Origin of the sequence: Maribacter sp. UBA3344 (assembly GCF_002362375.1) — a bacterium.
In the GTDB taxonomy this organism is placed as follows: Bacteria; Bacteroidota; Bacteroidia; order Flavobacteriales; family Flavobacteriaceae; genus Maribacter; species Maribacter dokdonensis.
Genome location: NZ_DERI01000009.1, coordinates 170,037 through 190,038, shown reverse-complemented (window position 1 = coordinate 190,038; position 20,002 = coordinate 170,037). Strand labels below are relative to the sequence as shown.

Genomic DNA, 20,002 nt, shown 5'->3' with positions numbered 1-20,002 from the left:
ATGAAAAATAATATAAATGTATGTATTATAGATGATGATGATGTTTTTCAATACACCATTTTACACACCTTGCAAGTACATAAATCTGTTAACCATATTATTCCTTTCACAGATGGTGCAGAGGCAATGACATTTTTAAAAGCCAACATCAATAATGACCAAGAGTTACCAGACGTCATATTTTTAGATATAAATATGCCCGTAATGGATGGCTACGGGTTCATGCAGCAATACGAAAGTCTAATTCCCAACCTAGCCAAAAAAATAACGGTATATATATTATCATCATCCGTAGACCTTGTTGACTTTGACAAGACTAAGAAGATCAACCAGGTAACAGATTATATAGTTAAACCAATTAGAGATAACCAATTGACCAGAATTCTTGCTGAACTTTAAATCTCAATAATTATGCTGACACTATAAAAAGACTCAGTCCTTACTGGAATAAGCATCATATCCACCCTGTAGGTCTACAACATTATTAAATCCCAATTCTACCAATCTTGCTTGAGATTTTAAACTTCTACCTCCCTTTTTGCAGAAGACATAAACTTTTTTAGTCTTATCAAGTTTTGTCACTTTTTCGTCAAAATCATTAGAAAGCCAGTTAATATTGATTGCACCATGTATACTACCTTCTTTATATTCTTGTGGCGTTCTAACATCTAACAGTATTTCCTTAGCGCTATCAAATCCGTTAAACTTCGATATTGGTTGCGACTCTATTTGTGCTAAAACACACTGACTACTGATAATTAGAACAAATAATAGTATATTTCTCATGATTAAAGTGTTTGTTACCAAAAGTAAACATTATACCTAAAATTATTTTACTTTTGAAATGCAGAAAAAATGGAAATACAAAACCTCAATCCAGACAAGTGGGTAGATCTCTATGCAGATTACCTTTTTAATTACGCCGTAACTAGGGTAAGCGATGCTGAAATTGCAAAAGATCTTGTTCAAGATACTTTTATTGCCGGATTAAAATCTGCTAAAAACTTTAAAGGCGATGCTGCTGAACGCACATGGCTGATCGCCATATTAAAGCGTAAAGTCATTGACCATTACCGAAAAGCAAACTCAAAAAAAGGAAAGGCCGAGGTACGTATGAGCTACAGCTCACAAACCGATGCCGAAGGAGATTGGATCGAAGAGCGCATAGCCGATCCCAATAGTAATTTTGAAAATGACCTACTTGAAAATGAAGAACTTGGTCTTGCTATTCAAAATTGCATTTCCAAATTACCTAAAAAACAAGCCGAGGTTTTTATCATGAAAACTATTCAAGGTATGGAAACTGAAGATATTTGTAATGCTTTAGGAATTAATGCGTCTAACCTTTGGGTAATGATACATAGAGCTAGAACTAGCTTAATGGGTTGTTTAAATCAAAATTGGTTTTAATTATGATGATTTCGTGTGAAAAGGCTGCAAATATTTGCAATAAAGCCCAATATAAAGAAGCGACTTTTTGGGAAAAAATAAAGTTGAAGTTTCATTTACTTATATGTAAAACCTGTGCAAAACACAGTAAAAACAATACTAAATTAACATCGCTTTGTAATCAAGCAAGGATAGCTGTTTTGTCTGATGAAGACAAGAAAAAAATGAAAGAAACCTTCAACAAAGCTAAATAACCAACCTCTCTACAAAAACAAATAACAGCCACCAGAATAAAGGTATTGCCTCTACCCAAAAAGAAGAGAAATATTTACTTTGCTCCTTTTTTGTCTTATAAATTACAAGAATTAGTATTGAACATACTATAGTCATTGCCAACATTCGGTTTATGTCCAAGTCCTTTTTTAAAAATGAAGCGCCGTAAAAGAGTGCAATCCATACATAACCTATAATTTTTGCTCCTTTAACGCCTACCCTCTGTGGTAAGGTCTTTAATAGCAAGCTATCATATTTTAAATCTCTTATTTCAAAAGGAATCAGAAGTATTAGCACAAACAGAAATCGCTGAACCGTTTCTACCTTTATATTCCACGAAATAGTATCAAGTACTGAAATAGCTGGCAGTATTACGGTTGTACCTGCCCAAACGGCAGCGACAATTAAAATCTTCAGTCCGCTTAAGCTTCTAAAGTTTTTATGCCTGGGCAAGACCGGAAGCGCATAAAGACCCGTAATTGCAGCTAATACCAATAATCCTACAAAAACCCTTTCAGAAAGAAATAACAATTGATAGCCAGCAACAAGCAAGCACCCAAGGCTAAAAAATTGAATGTTTTTTTGATAGGTATTGGTAACTAGAAAATACTTTTCTGCCTCTACCCCAAATTTTACAAAATTATAGCACGCTATTGACCCAAAAAAGATAAAAAAATAAAGCTCTGGCGGTACGTTTATGTTTAAGGTCAATGCAGTAACATGAACTAAACTAAACACCCCTAAAGACACGTGAATACTAGCATCTAAGTAAAAATCAAAAATCTTTTTGATTATGGTCATTGAACAAAAATAGTTAAAGTGTTTATAACCCTAGGTTTTGGTTAAAAACTTTCACCATTAGGCGCCCAACCAAGCACAAATTAAACACATAAAAGTGGTAATTTTGCACTTTATATAACAATCGTATCTATGAAGACTGACGTGTTTGCTCTACGCCATATCGGCATAAGGGAAGAAGACTTAAACAGTATGTTCAATACTGTAGGTGTTGAAAATTTGGAACAGCTTATTTTTGAGACCATACCTGATCATATTCGTTTAAAGGAGCCCTTAAAGCTTGACCCACCAATGAGCGAACATAAGTTTCTTGCGCATAGTGAGGCTTTGTCCAAGAAAAATAAGGTATTTAGAACATACATTGGTTTAGGTTACCATGAAAGTTTAATACCGTCTGTCATCAAAAGAAACATTCTTGAAAACCCAGGTTGGTATACAGCCTATACTCCGTACCAAGCAGAAATTGCACAAGGCAGACTAGAAGCGCTTTTAAATTTCCAGACCATTGTTTCCGACTTAACGGGTATGGAACTGGCAAATGCCTCTTTGCTGGATGAAAGCACCGCTGCTGCAGAAGCTATGACTATGCTTTTTGACGTTAGAAGTAGAGAGCAGAAAAAAAGCGCAGTAGTAAAGTTCTTTGTTTCGGAAGAAATATTACCACAAACGTTGTCCCTACTAAAAACGCGTTCAATTCCACTAGGTATCGAATTAGTAATTGGCAAGCATGATGAGTTTGATTTTAGTTCGGATTTTTACGGTGCATTGTTACAATACCCAGGGAAATATGGTCAAGTCTATGATTATTCCTCATTTGTATCCAAAGCAAAGGAGAATGACATTAAGGTAGCTGTGGCTGCCGATATTATGAGCTTAGTTCTATTAACACCTCCAGGTGAATTTGGGGTAGATGTTGTAGTAGGTACCACCCAACGCTTTGGTATTCCTTTAGGTTATGGCGGACCTCACGCAGCATTCTTTGCCACGAAAGAAGAATTTAAAAGAAATATTCCCGGTAGAATAATCGGTGTCACCAAAGATACCGATGGCAAACCTGCGCTAAGAATGGCTTTGCAAACTAGGGAACAACACATAAAAAGAGATAAAGCCACATCAAATATATGCACCGCTCAAGTATTATTGGCGGTTATGGCAGGTATGTATGGCGTGTACCATGGTCCAAAAGGATTAAGATATATTGCATCTAAAATTCATGCTACCGCAGTTACTTTAACAGATGCTCTTGAAAATTTAGGCTTGTATCAAGTAAATACTGCTTATTTTGATACTATCACGGTTAAGGCAGATTCACAAAAAGTTCGCCCCATCGCAGAAGCCAATGAAGTTAATTTCTACTATGTGGATAACGACACCATTTCAATTGCCGTAAATGAAGCTACTTCACTAAAAGATCTTAACCAAATTATTTCAATTTTTGCCGAAGCTGTAGGTAAAAAGTCATCTGAAATCACAGAACTATTAAGTTCCACATCAATACCTGAAAATATTGAACGTAGCAGTTCATTTATGGAGAACAAGGTTTTTAATTCCTATCACTCAGAAACAGAATTAATGCGCTACATTAAAAAATTGGAGCGCAAAGACTTGGCCTTAAATCATAGTATGATTTCTTTGGGTAGTTGTACCATGAAGTTAAATGCGGCTAGTGAAATGCTACCGTTAAGTTCATCTAACTGGGGCAATATCCATCCATTTGTACCAGTAGACCAGGCAGAAGGGTACCAAACCATTTTACGTGAACTTGCCAAAGACCTATCTACAATAACAGGATTTGCAGATACTTCTTTACAACCAAATTCCGGCGCACAAGGTGAATATGCAGGATTAATGGTCATTAGAGCATACCACGAATCTAGAGGAGAAGCTGAAAGAAATATTTGCCTTATACCTTCATCTGCCCATGGTACCAATCCGGCATCGGCAGTTATGGCAGGCATGAAGGTCATAGTTACAAAGACCGATGAAAAAGGCAATATAGATGTTGCCGATTTAGAAGAAAAAGCAAAATTACATTCAGATAAATTAGCCGCATTAATGGTTACTTATCCTTCTACTCATGGGGTTTTTGAGTCGTCCATAAAGCAGATTACAAAAATAATACATGACCATGGTGGTCAAGTCTATATGGATGGTGCAAATATGAACGCCCAAGTTGGGTTGACCAATCCTGCAACTATAGGTGCAGATGTTTGCCACTTAAACCTGCACAAAACGTTTGCCATACCTCACGGTGGTGGCGGTCCTGGCGTAGGTCCTATTTGTGTTGCACCCCAGTTGGTTCCGTTTTTACCTAGCAACCCTGTTATAGAGACCGGAGGAAAAGATGCTATAACAGCTATTTCTGCTGCGCCATGGGGTAGTTCTTTGGTATGCCTAATATCTTATGGATATATTAAGATGCTAGGGGAACAAGGCTTAACCCAATCCACAAAAATCGCCATTTTGAACGCCAATTATATCAAACATAAACTTGAAGGTAAGTTTGATGTTCTATACACAGGCGAAAAAGGACGCGCAGCCCACGAAATGATTTTGGACTGTAGACCTTTCAAGAAAAACGGAATAGAAGTTACGGATATTGCCAAGCGACTTATGGATTATGGTTTTCATGCTCCAACAGTTTCTTTTCCTGTAGCTGGTACGGTTATGATAGAGCCTACCGAAAGTGAAAACCTAGCGGAGTTAGATAGATTTTGCGATGCCATGGCATCCATTCGTGCAGAAATAGATGAATCTAGTGCTGATGAGCCCAATAACGTGCTTAAGAATGCACCGCATACATTAGAAATGACAACAACAGATGAATGGAATTTTCCATATTCAAGACAAAAGGCATCTTTTCCATTACCTTATGTAGCCGAGAATAAATTTTGGCCATCTGTTAGAAGAGTTGATGATGCATATGGAGACCGTAATTTAATATGTACATGCGCTCCTATTGAAGCATATATGGAAACGGAATAACTCTCTAATCACCATATTTTAATGCCTTTTCTAGATTTTGAAAAGGCTTTTTTAGTTGCATCATTTTAAAAAATAATGAACTGACCATCGTAAAATTTATTATGCATGCATATAATTTTTACGTCATTTCATTATATTTCAATTACAATTCAATAATTACAGATGAGCATATCAATTACGGGTACGGGTAGCTATATTCCCGAACTCAAAGTTTCCAATAAAGATTTTAATGACCACCATTTTTTAAACTTAGACGGTACAGCGTTTAAGCAAGATAACGAGGTCATTATTAAAAAATTTAAAGCCATTACCGGTATTGAAGAAAGAAGATATGCCCCAAAAGAGTATAACGCATCGGACCTTGCATTTTTTGCAGCAGAAAAAGCCATAAATAATGCACAGCTAGACAAAGAAACCCTAGACTATATTATTGTTGCGCATAATTTCGGAGACCTAAAAGATGGCTATATACAAGGTGACACTTTACCTAGCTTGGCCACAAGGGTGAAACATAAATTAAAGATCAACAATCCAAAATGTGTGGCCTATGATCTGATTTTTGGTTGCCCAGGTTGGTTAGAAGGTATGATTCAAGCTAACGCCTTTATAAAAAGTGGTATAGCCAATAAATGTATGGTAATAGGTGCCGAAACATTATCAAGAATAGTTGACGACTATGATCGGGACTCCATGATCTATGCAGATGGTGCAGGAGCCACCATAGTTGAAAGATCAGATGACGGAGGTGAAATTATCGCCCACGAATCTGCCACCTATGCCAATGATGAAGCCAATTTCCTTTTCTTTGGCGACTCCTATAATAAAGAAGATGAAAAAAAGGCATACTATATTAAAATGTTCGGTAGAAAAATTTATGAATTTGCCGTTACCAACGTACCATCAGCAATGGCTTCATGCTTAGATAGTAGCGGTATAAGAATTGACGAAGTAAAAAAGATTTTTATTCACCAAGCCAACGAAAAGATGGATGAAGCCATAGTAAAACGCTTCTACAAAATATATGATAAAGAAATGCCGGAAGGTATTATGCCAATGAGTATATCCAAGCTTGGCAATAGCTCAGTGGCAACCATACCAACACTATTTGATATAGTTAAAGCAGGTAAATTAGAAAATCAGGAAATTAAAAAGGGAGATGTTGTTATCTTTGCTAGTGTTGGCGCCGGAATGAACGTCAATGCAATGGTATACAGAATTTAAACATGTACGAAAACAGCTTTCCGAACAAACGCTATAAACATACTCTTCAGTTTTTACGAAAACATATTGACCCCTCTGAATCTATTCTGGATTTAGGGGTAGAAAATCCGTTTACTGAGATAATGCGCCAAGATGGCTACCAAGTTACTAATACCAAAGGCGAAGATCTAGATTTCAATTTTGATGCCGTAACCAAAACCAATGCAGATGTTCTAACAGCTTTTGAAATTTTTGAGCATCTTTTGGCCCCGTTACATTTATTGAACAATACAACTTCCAAAAAATTAGTGACTAGTATACCATTGAAATTATGGTTTTCACCAGCATACAGAAGCAAAACCGATAAATGGGACAGACATTACCACGAATTTGAAGATTGGCAATTTGATTGGCTTCTAGAAAAAGCAGGTTGGGAAATTCAAGATTCTATGAAGTGGACCAATCCTGTAAAGAAACTTGGTTTCAGACCATTTTTAAGGCTATTTACGCCAAGGTATTATATTGTGTACGCTACGCGAAAATAAGGCACAAAAAAACTATGGATTACTACGTGGTGATACCCATACATAATGAAGAGGATTTTTTACAGAAAACCTTAGACTCCGTTCTGGAGCAAACATTAGCACCCAAGAAAGTAATTCTTGTCAATGACAATTCTACTGATAATACTGAAAATATCATAAATGAATACACCCTTAAAAGTAGTGTTTTCAAAAAAATAAATTCAATATCATCAGCTCAGCATATGCCAGGAAGTAAGGTGGTAAATGCTTTCAACAAAGGTTTGGAACAGCTTGATGAAAATTACAACTTTATAGTAAAACTAGATGCCGATCTAATTTTGCCCTCCAATTATTTTGAAACCATCAGTAATCATTTCAAACTAAAGAAAAATTTAGGGATTTGTGGCGGATTCATTTATGAGCAAAAAAATAACGGAGAATGGGTTTTAAACCATCCTATGGACAAAGACCACATTAGAGGTGCCATAAAAGCATATTCCAAAGATTGTTTTAAGTCAATAGGAGGCTTAAAAAATGCCATGGGCTGGGATACCGTAGACGAACTATTAGCGCGATATAACGGCTTTTCATTGCACACCGACGATGAACTTAAGGTAAAGCACTTAAGACCCACAGGAAAAGCCTATAACGCCAAAGCTAAAAGGTTACAGGGAAAAGCAATGTACAGTATGCGTTATGGATTTACAATTACAATTATTGCCTCTTTGAAAATGGCCTTGAAGAACAATTCCATTAAATCATTCTGGAATAATATGGTCGGCTACATAAATGCCAGTAAAAACAACAATATTTATTTGGTCACAGAAGAAGAAGGTAAGTTTTTCAGAAAGCTACGCTGGACAAATATTAAAAGAAAAATAGGAGTATAAAAAAAAGCCATCTAAATTTGATGGCTTTTTCTTTATTATCATGGTTTCTATTTAGAAACCTAATTGTTTCTTAACATCTGGTAAAAGATCTTTACCTTTTGCAACGATCAAACCACCACCTGCTTGTGCATCAATTACGTAGTCGAACCCCTGTGCTGCGGCAACTTTTTCAATAGCAGCTTTCGCTTTTTCTGAAATTGGAGCAAACAATTCTGCTTGCTTCTTTTGGAATTCTTGCTGAGCAGCTTGTTGCGCCTCACCAATATTCTTTTCATAGCCTTGTAACTCTACTGCTCTCTTATCATTCTCTTCCTTTGACTTAGAAGCTGCTTCATTTTGATATTGAGTAAACTTGTTACGCAATTCTGTCATTGAAGCTTGAATATCGGCATTATAAGTTTCTTGTAATTTCTTAAGCTCTGCTTCTGCAGCTTTCATCTCTGGCATTGCAGACAATAATTGAGTAACATCTATGTGAGCTACTTTACTTTGGGCATTTACAAAACTTGTCGTTGCTACGAACAACAATAAGGCTACCACAATTTGTTTTACTTGTTTCATGAGTGTAATTTTAATTCAATTTTGAGTGTTAATGTGCGGTCGTTAAACCTATTTAAATAGTACCGTTATCATCTTTTTCGGTATCGCTATTTTCTTCTTCTTTATTATCGTTTCTTTCCTTTAACTTTTCTTGTCTTTTAGCCTCGCGCTCCTCCAATAACTTTTTTCTTCTTTCCTCGTAGGCTTTTTTACGCTCTTCACGTAATTTCAATTGTTCCGCTTTGGCATCTGCTGCACTTTTCTCCCTAGTTTCAGCAGCTTGTGCCGCTTTATCTAAACGATCTTGCAAAACTTCACTAATTTCTTCCTCTTCTTCGCCCTCAAAATCATCTAATCTACTACGATCATTTGACTTTTTAGCAGGTTTGCTAATTTTTCTTGTTCTAGCAATACCCCTAAGCACTAAATCACTAATATCATGCCTTTTTTCGGAATACAACATTACAACATCCGCAGATTTATCAAAAATAAAATCATACTTTTTATTAGCTCCAATTTTCTGAACTTCATTGAACACTTGATCTTGTATAGGCTGAATCAACCTTCTTTTTTGCAACACCAAGTCCCCTTGAGGTCCAAAACGATCTTGTTGATACTCGATCATTTCACGTTCCAAAATCTGTATTTCTTCTTCCCGTTCTTCTATAAGCTCAGGTGTTAATAGCACTTTCTCCGCCATTAAATCCTTTTTCATCTGCTCAACAATACTCTGCTTCTGCTCTACTTCAACTTTCCAACGTTGCACTTTAGTCTCTAACTGTTCTGTTGCCTCTCTGTACTCCTCTACATTTTGCAAGATGTACTCCATATCCACATAAGCCATTCTTACACCACGTTGGGCAAAACCCTGTATTGTCATACAAATGACCGATACAACTAATAGAACTTTTCTTTTTGTACTCATTGTTAATCTCGTTTAATCCTATAGAAAATATCGTGCCAAAATTACTAAATCTTTTAAAATTAAAGGATTAGCAAAAAGCACAATGATAATAATTCAATGAAAATTAAAACTGTTGACCAATGATGAAGTGCGTTTGCCATCCGCTTGGTCCTACAGAACCTGGCACGTAGTCTTCGTCGAATCCGTAACCAAAGTCAATACCAAGTAAACCAAATGCTGGCATAAAGATGCGCAGCCCCACACCGGCCGATCGTTTTAATTCAAACGGATTAAACTCTTGAAAATTGTTGAAGGCATTACCACCTTCTAAAAATGCTAGTCCGTAAATGGATGCAGACGGCTTCAGAGTCAAAGGATATCTAAGCTCTAAAGAGAATTTATTATAGATCAAAGCACCATCGGGTGAAGTTGCCCCTTCAGAATAAGGGGTTATAGATTGATTGTCATAACCTCTTAATTGTACTACATCTCTACCATCTAATGTAAAGTTACCTAAACCATCACCACCTACATAAAAACGTTCAAAAGGCACATCTCCTACAGCACTGTTATAATTACCAAGGAAACCAAATTCAGCATTACTGCGCAACACCAATTTATCTACCAAAGTAGTATACCAATCTCCTTTAAATTTAACTTTGTAGTACTCTAACCACCTAAATCTCTCCTGATCAAGACTCTCAAGTTCTGCCTGTTCCGTACTAGTTCTACTTGCAGCAGGAATACTTTCTATTTCATTAGATCGATCTTGTAATGATCTATAATCCTTGTTACTGAACAAAGACCATGGTGGTGTAAATTTGGCGGACATTTCAAATGTTGATCCGGACATAGGAAATATTCTACTTGGTCCTTGTGAGCTTCTAGAGATACCAAAAGTATACGCTAATGAATTTGCCTTACCATCACCAAAGTTAAATAGACCAATATTATAGTTTCTAAAATCATATAACTGGTAACTTAAGGAATGTGAAATAGTAAAGAAATCATCTGGCCATTGTACACGTTTTGCCAAACCGGCCGTAATACCCGTAATGGAAAATTGTTGATCTTTCTGAACATCTATATCTCCACTGCTATCATATTGAGCAGCAAATTGCTGTGTTCTAGACATACTAAGGTTAAAACGTACCGGTTTTTTACCACCCAACCATGGCTCAGCAAAGTTTAAGCTATAGACTCTATACGTTTGACTGGCCTGTAAACGTAGCGCAAATGTTTGACCATCACCCATAGGTACCGGCTTATATTTTTCTCCTTTGAATAAATTCTGAATAGAGAAATTACTAAAAGATAATCCTAAAGTACCAATGAAGCCACCGCCACCATAACCACCTTGTAGTTCTATTTGACTTGACCCAGATTCTACCAGACTCCAAGCTAAATCTACAGTACCCTCATTAGGATTGGCGTTCAATACATCTGGAGTAATTTGTTCAGCATCGAAAAAGCCCAACTGACCTAACTCACGAATACTTCTGATAATATCTGCCTTATTATACTTTTGACCTGGTCTTGTACGCAGTTCACGATAGATGACATGGTCATTTGTCTTATCATTACCAGAAACGGTTACATGGTTTAAAAACGTTTCTTTACCTTCTATAATCCTAATTTCAAAATCAATAGTATCATTAGCGGCAGAAATTTCTACAGGATTAATGGTCGAGAACAAATAACCATTATTTTGATACAAACTAGTGACATCATTAGGGTCTGGTTTAGAATTATCCGCAATTCTCTCACGCAATAACACACCATTATAGGTATCTCCCTTTCTAATACCCAACACTTGATTCAATTGACGATCGGTATAAACGGTATTACCCACAAAATCAATATTACCAAAGTAGTATTTATCGCCTTCTTCCACTTTAATCTTTAAATCGATATTATTTTCATCGACTTTAATAATAGAATCAGAAATTACCCTAGCATCACGATAACCATTTTCAGCAAATTTATCAATCAAAAGACCAAGATCCTCTTCATAATCTTCTTCAATATATTTCGATTTTTTCCAAAAACGACCTAATTTTTTCTGCTTTGTATTCTTTAACGCTTTACGTAATTTTTTATCGGATAATTGCTCATTACCCTCAAAACTAATACTACGAATCTTTACTTTATCACCTTTATTAACGTTTACCACCATATTCTGGGTATTGGTATCCGTTGTATCCTTAGAAGTGGCTATAGTAACCTCAGCATTTAAATAACCTTGCTTCTTATACTTATTAGTAATATAGTTTTTTGAATTGGAAATAAAACTTTCAGTAATTTTCTTTCCTTTTTTTAGATCTGTATCCTTAATAAGACTTTCTACCTTACCTTTTTTAACACCATAAAACTTAACATTGGTCAAGGTAGGTCTTTCAATAATATTCAACTCTAAGAAAACAGTATTCTCCTCTATATTGGTAATGAAAATGTCAATTTCACTAAAAAGTTCTAGACCCCAAAGTTTTTTAATGACTTCACTAATTTGTTCTCCTGGCAACGTTATAGGCTGCCCTACTCTTAAACCTGTATAGGTTTTAACCGTTTGCTCGTTATAACTTTGAAGACCAGTTACATCTAACCCTCCTAAAATATAACTTTTGCCATCTTCATAAGATTGATCCTGTGCAGCGGCAATAAAGGTGGTTAAAAATAAAAGGGTGGTTAAAAATTGGTTCAAGGATATGAACCTAGTCATATCTTTAAGTGAGTTGTTCGCTAGTTTTTCCAAATCTTCGTTCTCTGTTCTGGTAGTTTTTGATGGCCTCCACTAAGTGATGCTCTCTAAAATCAGGCCAATATACATCAATAAAATATAACTCCGCATAAGCTATTTGCCATAATAAAAAATTACTGATCCGATGTTCTCCACTAGTACGGATAAGTAAGTCTACGTCAGGCAAATCATGCGTGTAAAGATGGCTATTTATAATGTCTTGGTCAATGTTTTCAACTGAAATTATATTATTTTTAACTTTGGTACTGATCTCTTTGACCATAGACTGTAGCTCTTCGCGAGCCCCGTAACTTAAGGCAAGGGTCAATGTCATCCCTGTATTTTGCTTAGTTTGCTCCATTACATCTACCAACTCCTTATAAGCTTTTGCAGGCAATGCATCTATGTTGCCAATAGTATTTAAACGTATGTTATTTTTGTTAAAAGTTTTAAGTTCTTTCTTTAAAGATGAGACCAAAAGGCGCATAAGTGTTTGCACTTCTATCTTTGGTCTGTTCCAATTTTCTGTTGAAAATGTATAAAGTGTAAGAAAATCTATTTTTAATTGAGCGCATTGTTCTACAACTATCCTAACGGTCTTTACCCCATGTTCATGACCAAACACCCTTAGTTTACCACGTTCTTTTGCCCATCTACCATTACCGTCCATAATAATAGCAAGGTGCTTTGGAACATTCAGCTTGTCAATTTCGTTACTATCGCTCATCTTTATATTTACTCAAAACAATCCATACAAGGCTTTCTGCCAAAAGTATAGGTCAAGGTTAATCCAGAAAAAACATACCAGTCATCACTAAAAATGTTTCCGAATTGGAATTCTTCAAAGTTAGAACCTTCTGGATTACTACCATCTAAATTATCGGTAAAGGTATACCTAGCCCCTATTTCGCCTCCAAAAATAAGAAACTGATTGATACGATACTTAAAACCAACGGTCATTGGCACCGCAAAACTACCTTCTTTCTGATTTATTTCTTGAAGAACACCACCATTAAAATACTGGTAATCATATCTAAAGTAAGTAAGACCGGTATATAAATAAGGTGTAAATGCCGGACCCAGTTTGTGCAAATTATATTCAACAAAATTAAACTCTAGCCCAACCGAACCTTCTAAAATAGAATTATCTATGACATAACCTCTTTGCTGCCTGGCCGTAGAACTAGATTTATTGTCATCTGCAGTGAATTTGCCGTACGTTAAGCTTCCCCTCCAAGCATATCTTTTACTGATATTCCATTTGAACAATCCGCCAAAAGCAATATCTGAAGGTAAAATATAATTTGTTCTACCTACATCACTTATAGTATTGGCTCCACCTGCAAAAATACCTACTTCATATGTCTGCGATCGCAAACCCGAAAATGAAAGTAAAAGAATCAATAACGTTATATAACGCATAAAATGGGTTTTTAATTATTGGCACTATAGGGCTCTAAAAAATGGGTACCATAATTTTTATGTTCTCAAAGGATAAACAGCAATTGAAAGTATTTATTGTTCTAAAGGAGGTTCAATTTCGTCTATCTTCACCCCAAAGCAGCTTATTTCTTAAGGTCTTTAAAAAACTTTCTGAAGTGTATTCTATCATTTTAATTGTAAAAGGAGCTTTGCTAATGGTTATCTCTTCACCATTCTCCAAAGAAGCTATTCTAGAGTCTAAGGACACCAAGTGGTTATCTTCCCTACCCGAAACCTTTAACCGAATTACCGTATCATCTGATATTACCAACGGTCTAGCATTTAAGTTATGGGGAGCAATTGGCGTTAACACCAATGATTTAGCAGTAGGCACAATGACAGGACCACCGCAACTTAATGAATAACCTGTTGAACCTGTTGGTGTAGAAATTATTAAACCGTCTGCCCAATAAGAGGTAAGGTATTCATTATTTAAATAGGTCTCCACCGTAATCATAGAGGTAGTGTCTTTTCTGCTGACCGTAATTTCGTTCAAAGCAAAATTCAAATCCCCGAACTCAACATCCAACTCCTTGGTATTCAGTTGTACCAAACTACGTTCTACCACAGTATACGCCCCTTGCTTAAATTCTTGCACTACTTTACGAACATCTTCTTTCTTAAACGTTGACAAAAATCCCAATCTACCTGTATTTACACCTACTATAGGTATACCTAAGTCTTTAACAAATGTTGTAGCTCTTAATATGGTACCGTCACCACCAAAACTCACGAACATATCAAAAGTGGCATCCAAACCTTTTTCCATAGTAAATATTGGAAATGTTTCAGATTCATCATGCAACTTATATAGTTCGTAAAAATCTTTCTCTATGGAAACTTCTGCAGATACTTTGTTCAACTCATCTAACAATTCAATGAGATATTCAATAGCATTATCTTGATAGGTTTGACCGTATACCGCTACTTTCATATTATACATTAAGATATTTATCCAAGTAATCTGATCGTTTTTTCAAATCCTCAAGAAACTCATCATCACTATTACCAAATAAAATATGGTAATTATAACGCCTAAATGTCTGTACTACCTTATTATAGTTATTGGCAGTAATCTTTAAGGTCACCTGTACGATATCATTTTGGGTATCGGTAATAAACCCACCAATGAGTTTGGCATTATTACTCTCTACAATTTGTGCAATTTCACTAAAGGAATAATCCTTAATACCTGTAGCCACTACCAAAATACTACCTGGATCTGTAAAGAAAGGGGTATCAATAAACTCGGCAACAATATCGGTAAGGCAATAGTAACCTACCACCTCTTCTTTTTCATTCAAAATAGGCAGTAAATTAGCCTCGTTACGGGCAAAAACCTCAAGAACATCAAGCCAATTGGTTTCCCTACGGGCAAAAAAACTTTGAAGCTCATACCTAAAGTCTTCTATTTTTGAGTCCGGCAATAAACCGTCCGCATCAATCTCGGAAAATAAACCTAAAAACCTTCCATCTTCCAATATAGCAATATGGGAATAGGTAGTGTCTTGAAAAAACTCCAATATTTTTTCAGAAGTATCCTTGATATCGAATACCGGTAAGTTCGTAATGATATGTTCTTGAATATGCATAAGCCTATTTATAACGCAAAATAACAATTAATAATATCAAAAGGCGTGCCTTATTTGTATTTTTGATGCTCTTAAAAGGTAAATAAGACACAATGACAAAACTTAGCGTTAACGTTAACAAAATTGCAACTCTTAGAAATGCCCGTGGCGGTAATGTTCCAAATTTACTCAAGGTAGCTACAGACATAGAAAGTTTTGGCGCCCAAGGTATAACCATACACCCAAGACCAGATGAACGGCATATTAGATATCAAGATGCCAGAGATCTAAAAAAAACGGTACAAACAGAATTCAACATAGAAGGCAACCCAATATCAAAATTTATTGATTTGGTACTAGAAGTAAAGCCAGAACAAGTGACGTTAGTACCGGACTCCGTTGATGCAATCACCTCTAATGCAGGTTGGGATACCATAAAACATAAAGAATTTTTAACCGATGTTATAAAAACGTTCAAATCTGCCGGAATCAGAACATCTATTTTCGTAGATCCGGACCCAAAGATGATAGAAGGAGCAAAAGTTGTTGGTACCGACCGAATAGAACTTTACACGGAAAGCTATGCCGTTGATTATGAAAAAAATAAAGAGAAGGCCATACTACCTTTTGTAGAAGCTGCAAAAAAAGCAAATGAACTAGGTTTGGGCATCAATGCAGGTCATGACCTAAGCTTGGACAATATTGAATATTTTGCAAAAAATATTCCTAACTTACTAGAGGTATCCATTGGCCATGCGCTAATTAGTGAAGCACTTTATTTAGGGCTGGACAATGTAGTAAACATGTATTTACAAAGATTAAAATGAAACAGATATTACATTCGGTAATTTTAGGCGAAGGCAAACCCCTATGTATTTTACACGGTTTCCTGGGCATGCTAGATAATTGGAAAACATTAGGAGCACAATATGCAGAAAATGGGTTCTGCGTACACCTAATAGACCAAAGAAATCACGGCAAAAGCTTTCATTCACCAGATTTCAACTATGACATTTTAGCCAACGATTTTTTAAATTATTTAGATGCGCATACAATTGAAACCACTGCCTTAATTGGACATTCAATGGGTGGTAAGACCGCCATGCAATTTGCCTGCACCTATCCTGAGCGTATTAGCCAATTATTAATTGCCGATATAGCACCAAAATACTATCCGCCACATCATCAAGATATCATTAACGGCCTAAATGCCATTGATACTACTAATTTAAAATCCAGAAAAGATGCCGATGAGCAATTAAAAAAGCATTTAGCAAAACCCGGTATTCGTCAGTTTTTATTAAAAAATCTTGAAAGGGATGAAAATAAAAAACTACGTTTTAAATTTAATCTAGAGGTTTTAAGTGAAAAAATGGAAGATATTGGGGACAATATCAACAGTACGGATAGCTTTGACGGACCCACTTTATTTCTAAGAGGAGACAAGTCTGAATATGTCACTAAAAATGATTTTGAAACCATACAAAGACACTTTCCAAAAGCTACTGTTGAAAGTATCGATAATGCTGGGCATTGGCTACATGCGGAAAACCCAGAACAGTTCTTTGAAAAATCAATGAACTTCTTTGACCAAGGCTAAACTTTTAACCCTATAAAATATACTCCTATGAAACTAATTTTGAGAATCCTTTTAAGTGCAATTGCTGTTATCATCTTAGCAAATGTATTACCTAATGTATCAGTAGATAGTTTTATGACCGCGGTCATAGTTGCCGTTGTACTCAGTATACTGAATTTACTGGTAAAACCTATATTGGTAATCCTAACATTACCGGTAACGGTAATAACTTTTGGTCTTTTTTTACTGATCATAAATGCTTTGATCATTCTTTTGGCAGACAACCTCATTGACGGTTTTGCTGTCGGAAACATTTGGTGGGCATTGATTTTTAGCCTCTTGCTATCATTTTTACAATCAATCTTTTTTTCGTTGTTAAAAGAAGACAAGTCATAGTTGCTTGTGATTTGAAATTCAATACTTTAAAAAATTGGTTGACTTTGCAAAATGTAGTATTTTTGCATCCCATTTTACACATGCAAATAGATATTAAGGAATGAATATTACGAAAGAGCAGATAGACGATTTAAATGCAGTAGTTAAAGTTGCTATCACAAAAGAAGATTACCAAGATAAGGTAGACACCATTTTAAAGGATTATAAGAAGCAAGCTAATATTCCTGGTTTTAGAAAAGGCCAAGTTCCTATGGGGCTTATAAAGAAGCAATATGGTAAAGCTGTATTGGTAGATGAGGTCAACAAATTATTACAAGATAATCTTAACAAATATCTTACAGAAGAAAAATTAGATGTTCTTGGTAACCCATTACCAAAACAACAAGACAATTTTGACTGGGACCAAGATGAATTGGCGTTTGAGTTTGAATTAGGGCTTGCACCTGATTTTGAGGTTTCCTTGAAGACCAAAAAAGCAATAACCCAATACAAAATTGTAGCTGACGATAAAATGGTCAACGAGCAAGTTGAGCGTATCCAAAAACAATACGGTAAACTAGTCAGTAAAGATGAGGTTAGCAAAAACGATGAAGTAAGTGGTACTTTTTTCAATGAAGCTGAAGAGATCGATAGCAAAACAATGATCGAAACGGACAAATTGAAAAGCAAAAAAGCTTTAGATGCTTTAAAAGGTAAAAAAGTAGGCGATGTTGTTACACTAAAAACCAAAGGTCTATTTAAAGAAGATCATATGCTATCTAGCGCTTTAGGTATTGACAAGCAAAAAGCCGAAGCATTGGATACCGAAGTTACCTTTACTATATCGGAAATTAATGAAAGAGAAGCTGCAGAATTGAACCAAGAGCTTTTCGATAAGCTTTTTGGTCCTGATAGCGTAAAATCTGAAAAGGAATTAAAAGAGCGTATTAAGGAAGATTCAGAAAAGCAATTTGAGCAACAGGCAGATCAAAAGTTATTGAACGATGTTACTGAATACTTTATAGAAAACACCAAATTTGAACTACCTACAGGTTTCTTGACCAAGTGGATTCAAATGACCGGTGAAGAACCATTATCTGAAGAGCAAGCAGCTGAAGAGTATGCAAAATCAGAAAAAGGATTGCGTTACCAACTAATTGAAGGTAAAATAATTCGCGATAATGAGTTGCAAGTTCAGTTTGATGAATTGAAAGAATTCTCTAAAGGATTTATTCGTTCTCAAATGGCACAATTTGGTCAATTAGATCCAAAAGAAGAGGAGTTAGATTCTATAGCTGCTCGTGTTTTAGGTAACCAAGATGAAGTAAAAAGACTGTCTGAACAATTGATGAGTCAAAAATTATTGAATCTCTACAAAGAAAAGGCAAACCTTAAGACTAAGGAGGTTACCTATGAAAATTTCGTGAAAGAAGTTTACGGATAATTCCAAACAATAAATTAAGTATCTTTACGGTGCCGGAAATATAATTTTCGGCACCTTTTTTTACTCAAAAATATAGACATACAATTTATGGATTACGGAAAAGAATTCAAGAATTTCGCTATAAACGACCAAGGAATCAGTAGCACATATTACGATTCTATAATGAGCAGCATGTACCCAACTAACATGACGCCGAACATTATTGAAGAACGTTCTATGAATATTGTAGCAATGGACGTTTATTCGCGTTTAATGATGGACCGCATCATTTTTATGGGGACCGGTATCAATGATCAGGTTGCCAACATTATACAAGCACAATTATTGTTTTTGGCCAGTGTAGATGCCAAGAAGGATATTCAAATTTACATTAACTCACCTGGAGGCAGTGTTTATGCAGGTTTAGGTATTTATGATACCATGCAGTTTATCTCTCCAGATGTAGCAACAATATGTACAGGTATGGCAGCATCAATGGGTGCCGTATTATTATGTGCAGGAGAAAAAGGAAAACGTAGTGGTTTACAGCATTCACGTGTTATGATCCACCAACCTTTAGGTGGTGCACAAGGTCAAGCCAGTGATATTGAAATTACGGCTAGAGAAATCTTAAAATTAAAAGATGAGCTTTACCAGATCATTGCCGAACACTCTGGTACAGATATCGAAAAAGTACGTGAAGATAGTGATCGTGATTACTGGATGAAGGCAGATGAAGCTCTTAAATACGGTATGATAGATGAAATTTTGGTAAGGGAGAAGAAATAATTTCGACTAACTTATTCAAATAAATAGATGATTTTTAAACCAAAAACGATTTTAAATCGTTTAGGTATAGAATTGAGAAGATAGATAATGGCAAAGGAAAATTTAGAGTGTTCATTTTGCGGCAGAAAAAAACCAGAGACAAACTTGTTGATTGCTGGTCTTGACGCACATATTTGCGACCGTTGTATTGAGCAAGCACATGGTATTGTAGCAGAAGAATCAAAACAAACGAAGACCAACGATCTTTCTTCTGAACTTGTTTTAAAAAAACCACAAGAGATCAAAGAGTTTCTTGACACTTTTATAATTGGTCAAGAACGTACCAAAAAGGTAATGTCTGTTGCAGTATACAATCATTACAAAAGATTATTACAACCTTCCTCAAAAGAAGATGATGTAGAGATACAAAAAAGTAATATTGTTATGGTTGGTCAGACCGGTACAGGTAAGACCTTAATGGCAAAGACTATTGCCAAATTACTTAATGTACCGTTAGCTATAGTTGATGCTACCGTATTAACCGAAGCTGGTTATGTTGGTGAA

At 35.7% G+C, this 20,002-nt stretch carries 22 protein-coding genes; 13 read left to right on the top strand and 9 right to left on the bottom strand.

What is annotated here, in order from left to right; translation table 11 throughout:
• A complete protein-coding gene (locus B2Z27_RS05925; protein ID WP_058103878.1) occupies window positions 1-399 on the top strand; it encodes a response regulator in 399 nt (132 codons plus the stop codon).
• 33 nt (window positions 400-432) lie between these two features.
• On the opposite strand, the gene B2Z27_RS05920 is transcribed toward B2Z27_RS05925, so the two are convergent.
• Window positions 433-786, bottom strand: coding sequence for a rhodanese-like domain-containing protein (locus tag B2Z27_RS05920; RefSeq protein ID WP_286812918.1), 354 nt, complete (start codon window positions 784-786; stop codon window positions 433-435).
• Between the two features lie 69 nt (window positions 787-855).
• Here B2Z27_RS05920 and B2Z27_RS05915 point away from each other — a divergent pair, with 69 nt between their 5' ends.
• Together B2Z27_RS05915 and B2Z27_RS05910 are read left to right on the top strand one after the other, a co-directional pair.
• Window positions 856-1,410 (top strand): sigma-70 family RNA polymerase sigma factor, encoded by a 555-nt coding sequence (locus B2Z27_RS05915; RefSeq protein ID WP_286812917.1) that lies wholly within the window; start codon window positions 856-858, stop codon window positions 1,408-1,410.
• Between the two features lie 2 nt (window positions 1,411-1,412).
• Window positions 1,413-1,643: a hypothetical protein gene (locus B2Z27_RS05910; RefSeq protein ID WP_339631395.1), complete on the top strand. Its 231-nt coding sequence runs from the start codon at window positions 1,413-1,415 to the stop codon at window positions 1,641-1,643.
• Here B2Z27_RS05910 and B2Z27_RS05905 read toward each other — a convergent pair.
• Window positions 1,636-2,463 carry a hypothetical protein gene (locus tag B2Z27_RS05905; RefSeq protein WP_286812916.1) on the bottom strand — a complete coding sequence of 276 codons (828 nt, stop codon included), beginning with the start codon at window positions 2,461-2,463 and terminating at the stop codon, window positions 1,636-1,638. The genes B2Z27_RS05910 and B2Z27_RS05905 overlap by 8 nt on opposite strands.
• Window positions 2,464-2,592: 129 nt before the next feature.
• Between B2Z27_RS05905 and gcvP the strand changes: the two genes are divergently transcribed.
• The 4 genes from gcvP to B2Z27_RS05885 all read left to right on the top strand — a co-directional run bounded on the left by gcvP (window position 2,593) and on the right by B2Z27_RS05885 (window position 8,059).
• On the top strand, window positions 2,593-5,445 hold the full coding sequence (gene gcvP / locus B2Z27_RS05900; RefSeq protein WP_286812915.1) for an aminomethyl-transferring glycine dehydrogenase: 2,853 nt from the start codon (window positions 2,593-2,595) through the stop codon (window positions 5,443-5,445).
• Window positions 5,446-5,607: 162 nt separating this feature from the next.
• Window positions 5,608-6,666, top strand: a complete 1,059-nt coding sequence (locus B2Z27_RS05895; protein ID WP_286812914.1) for a 3-oxoacyl-ACP synthase III family protein — start codon at window positions 5,608-5,610, stop codon at window positions 6,664-6,666.
• Window positions 6,667-6,668: 2 nt separating this feature from the next.
• Window positions 6,669-7,190, top strand: coding sequence for a methyltransferase (locus B2Z27_RS05890; protein WP_286812913.1), 522 nt, complete (start codon window positions 6,669-6,671; stop codon window positions 7,188-7,190).
• A gap of 14 nt (window positions 7,191-7,204) precedes the next feature.
• Entirely contained in the window at window positions 7,205-8,059 is an 855-nt protein-coding gene (locus B2Z27_RS05885; RefSeq protein ID WP_286812912.1) for a glycosyltransferase family 2 protein, read from the top strand.
• Window positions 8,060-8,110: 51 nt separating this feature from the next.
• Here B2Z27_RS05885 and B2Z27_RS05880 read toward each other — a convergent pair whose 3' ends face one another.
• From B2Z27_RS05880 to B2Z27_RS05850, 7 genes are all read right to left on the bottom strand, one after another.
• The gene (locus B2Z27_RS05880; protein WP_071341305.1) at window positions 8,111-8,620 is read right to left on the bottom strand and encodes an OmpH family outer membrane protein; all 510 of its coding nucleotides are present in this window, start codon (window positions 8,618-8,620) and stop codon (window positions 8,111-8,113) included.
• Between the two features lie 52 nt (window positions 8,621-8,672).
• Complete coding sequence (locus tag B2Z27_RS05875) at window positions 8,673-9,524, bottom strand: OmpH family outer membrane protein (RefSeq protein WP_286812911.1); 852 nt, start codon at window positions 9,522-9,524, stop codon at window positions 8,673-8,675.
• A gap of 103 nt (window positions 9,525-9,627) precedes the next feature.
• On the bottom strand, window positions 9,628-12,222 hold the full coding sequence (locus B2Z27_RS05870) for a BamA/OMP85 family outer membrane protein (protein ID WP_286813102.1): 2,595 nt from the start codon (window positions 12,220-12,222) through the stop codon (window positions 9,628-9,630).
• Between the two features lie 4 nt (window positions 12,223-12,226).
• A complete protein-coding gene (locus B2Z27_RS05865) occupies window positions 12,227-12,967 on the bottom strand; it encodes an isoprenyl transferase (RefSeq protein ID WP_058103889.1) in 741 nt (246 codons plus the stop codon).
• A gap of 8 nt (window positions 12,968-12,975) precedes the next feature.
• Window positions 12,976-13,662, bottom strand: a complete 687-nt coding sequence (locus B2Z27_RS05860; protein WP_058103890.1) for a DUF6089 family protein — start codon at window positions 13,660-13,662, stop codon at window positions 12,976-12,978.
• Window positions 13,663-13,774: 112 nt separating this feature from the next.
• Window positions 13,775-14,656, bottom strand: coding sequence for an NAD kinase (locus tag B2Z27_RS05855; RefSeq protein ID WP_058104320.1), 882 nt, complete (start codon window positions 14,654-14,656; stop codon window positions 13,775-13,777).
• 1 nt (window position 14,657) lies between these two features.
• Window positions 14,658-15,314 carry a CBS domain-containing protein gene (locus tag B2Z27_RS05850; protein ID WP_058103891.1) on the bottom strand — a complete coding sequence of 219 codons (657 nt, stop codon included), beginning with the start codon at window positions 15,312-15,314 and terminating at the stop codon, window positions 14,658-14,660.
• A gap of 92 nt (window positions 15,315-15,406) precedes the next feature.
• On the opposite strand from B2Z27_RS05850, the gene B2Z27_RS05845 reads away from it, so the two are divergent.
• The 6 genes from B2Z27_RS05845 to B2Z27_RS05820 all read left to right on the top strand — a co-directional run.
• Window positions 15,407-16,120 (top strand): pyridoxine 5'-phosphate synthase, encoded by a 714-nt coding sequence (locus B2Z27_RS05845; protein WP_099189713.1) that lies wholly within the window; start codon window positions 15,407-15,409, stop codon window positions 16,118-16,120.
• The gene (locus tag B2Z27_RS05840) at window positions 16,117-16,893 is read left to right on the top strand and encodes an alpha/beta fold hydrolase (RefSeq protein ID WP_286812910.1); all 777 of its coding nucleotides are present in this window, start codon (window positions 16,117-16,119) and stop codon (window positions 16,891-16,893) included. The genes B2Z27_RS05845 and B2Z27_RS05840 overlap by 4 nt, the downstream gene beginning before the upstream one ends.
• A 27-nt stretch (window positions 16,894-16,920) precedes the next feature.
• Window positions 16,921-17,268: a phage holin family protein gene (locus tag B2Z27_RS05835; protein WP_074672087.1), complete on the top strand. Its 348-nt coding sequence runs from the start codon at window positions 16,921-16,923 to the stop codon at window positions 17,266-17,268.
• Between the two features lie 100 nt (window positions 17,269-17,368).
• Entirely contained in the window at window positions 17,369-18,691 is a 1,323-nt protein-coding gene (gene tig, locus B2Z27_RS05830) for a trigger factor (protein WP_210708737.1), read from the top strand.
• Window positions 18,692-18,778: 87 nt separating this feature from the next.
• Window positions 18,779-19,459: an ATP-dependent Clp endopeptidase proteolytic subunit ClpP gene (gene clpP, locus B2Z27_RS05825; RefSeq protein WP_058103896.1), complete on the top strand. Its 681-nt coding sequence runs from the start codon at window positions 18,779-18,781 to the stop codon at window positions 19,457-19,459.
• Between the two features lie 87 nt (window positions 19,460-19,546).
• Window positions 19,547-20,002, top strand: a 456-nt coding sequence (locus B2Z27_RS05820) for a ClpX C4-type zinc finger protein (RefSeq protein ID WP_286812909.1), incomplete at its 3' end; no start/stop codon positions are given.

Coding starts and splice junctions, on each gene's coding strand:
- B2Z27_RS05850 (WP_058103891.1), bottom strand. CDS start 15,314: ATGCATATTCAAGAACATATCATTACGAACTTACCGGTATTCGATATC.
- B2Z27_RS05910 (WP_339631395.1), top strand. CDS start 1,413: ATGATGATTTCGTGTGAAAAGGCTGCAAATATTTGCAATAAAGCCCAA.
- clpP (WP_058103896.1), top strand. CDS start 18,779: ATGGATTACGGAAAAGAATTCAAGAATTTCGCTATAAACGACCAAGGA.
- B2Z27_RS05845 (WP_099189713.1), top strand. CDS start 15,407: ATGACAAAACTTAGCGTTAACGTTAACAAAATTGCAACTCTTAGAAAT.
- B2Z27_RS05870 (WP_286813102.1), bottom strand. CDS start 12,222: ATGACTAGGTTCATATCCTTGAACCAATTTTTAACCACCCTTTTATTT.
- B2Z27_RS05905 (WP_286812916.1), bottom strand. CDS start 2,463: ATGACCATAATCAAAAAGATTTTTGATTTTTACTTAGATGCTAGTATT.
- B2Z27_RS05875 (WP_286812911.1), bottom strand. CDS start 9,524: ATGAGTACAAAAAGAAAAGTTCTATTAGTTGTATCGGTCATTTGTATG.
- B2Z27_RS05865 (WP_058103889.1), bottom strand. CDS start 12,967: ATGAGCGATAGTAACGAAATTGACAAGCTGAATGTTCCAAAGCACCTT.
- B2Z27_RS05880 (WP_071341305.1), bottom strand. CDS start 8,620: ATGAAACAAGTAAAACAAATTGTGGTAGCCTTATTGTTGTTCGTAGCA.
- B2Z27_RS05855 (WP_058104320.1), bottom strand. CDS start 14,656: ATGAAAGTAGCGGTATACGGTCAAACCTATCAAGATAATGCTATTGAA.
- B2Z27_RS05835 (WP_074672087.1), top strand. CDS start 16,921: ATGAAACTAATTTTGAGAATCCTTTTAAGTGCAATTGCTGTTATCATC.
- gcvP (WP_286812915.1), top strand. CDS start 2,593: ATGAAGACTGACGTGTTTGCTCTACGCCATATCGGCATAAGGGAAGAA.
- B2Z27_RS05925 (WP_058103878.1), top strand. CDS start 1: ATGAAAAATAATATAAATGTATGTATTATAGATGATGATGATGTTTTT.
- B2Z27_RS05890 (WP_286812913.1), top strand. CDS start 6,669: ATGTACGAAAACAGCTTTCCGAACAAACGCTATAAACATACTCTTCAG.
- B2Z27_RS05860 (WP_058103890.1), bottom strand. CDS start 13,662: ATGCGTTATATAACGTTATTGATTCTTTTACTTTCATTTTCGGGTTTG.
- B2Z27_RS05840 (WP_286812910.1), top strand. CDS start 16,117: ATGAAACAGATATTACATTCGGTAATTTTAGGCGAAGGCAAACCCCTA.
- B2Z27_RS05885 (WP_286812912.1), top strand. CDS start 7,205: ATGGATTACTACGTGGTGATACCCATACATAATGAAGAGGATTTTTTA.
- B2Z27_RS05920 (WP_286812918.1), bottom strand. CDS start 786: ATGAGAAATATACTATTATTTGTTCTAATTATCAGTAGTCAGTGTGTT.
- B2Z27_RS05915 (WP_286812917.1), top strand. CDS start 856: ATGGAAATACAAAACCTCAATCCAGACAAGTGGGTAGATCTCTATGCA.
- B2Z27_RS05895 (WP_286812914.1), top strand. CDS start 5,608: ATGAGCATATCAATTACGGGTACGGGTAGCTATATTCCCGAACTCAAA.
- tig (WP_210708737.1), top strand. CDS start 17,369: ATGAATATTACGAAAGAGCAGATAGACGATTTAAATGCAGTAGTTAAA.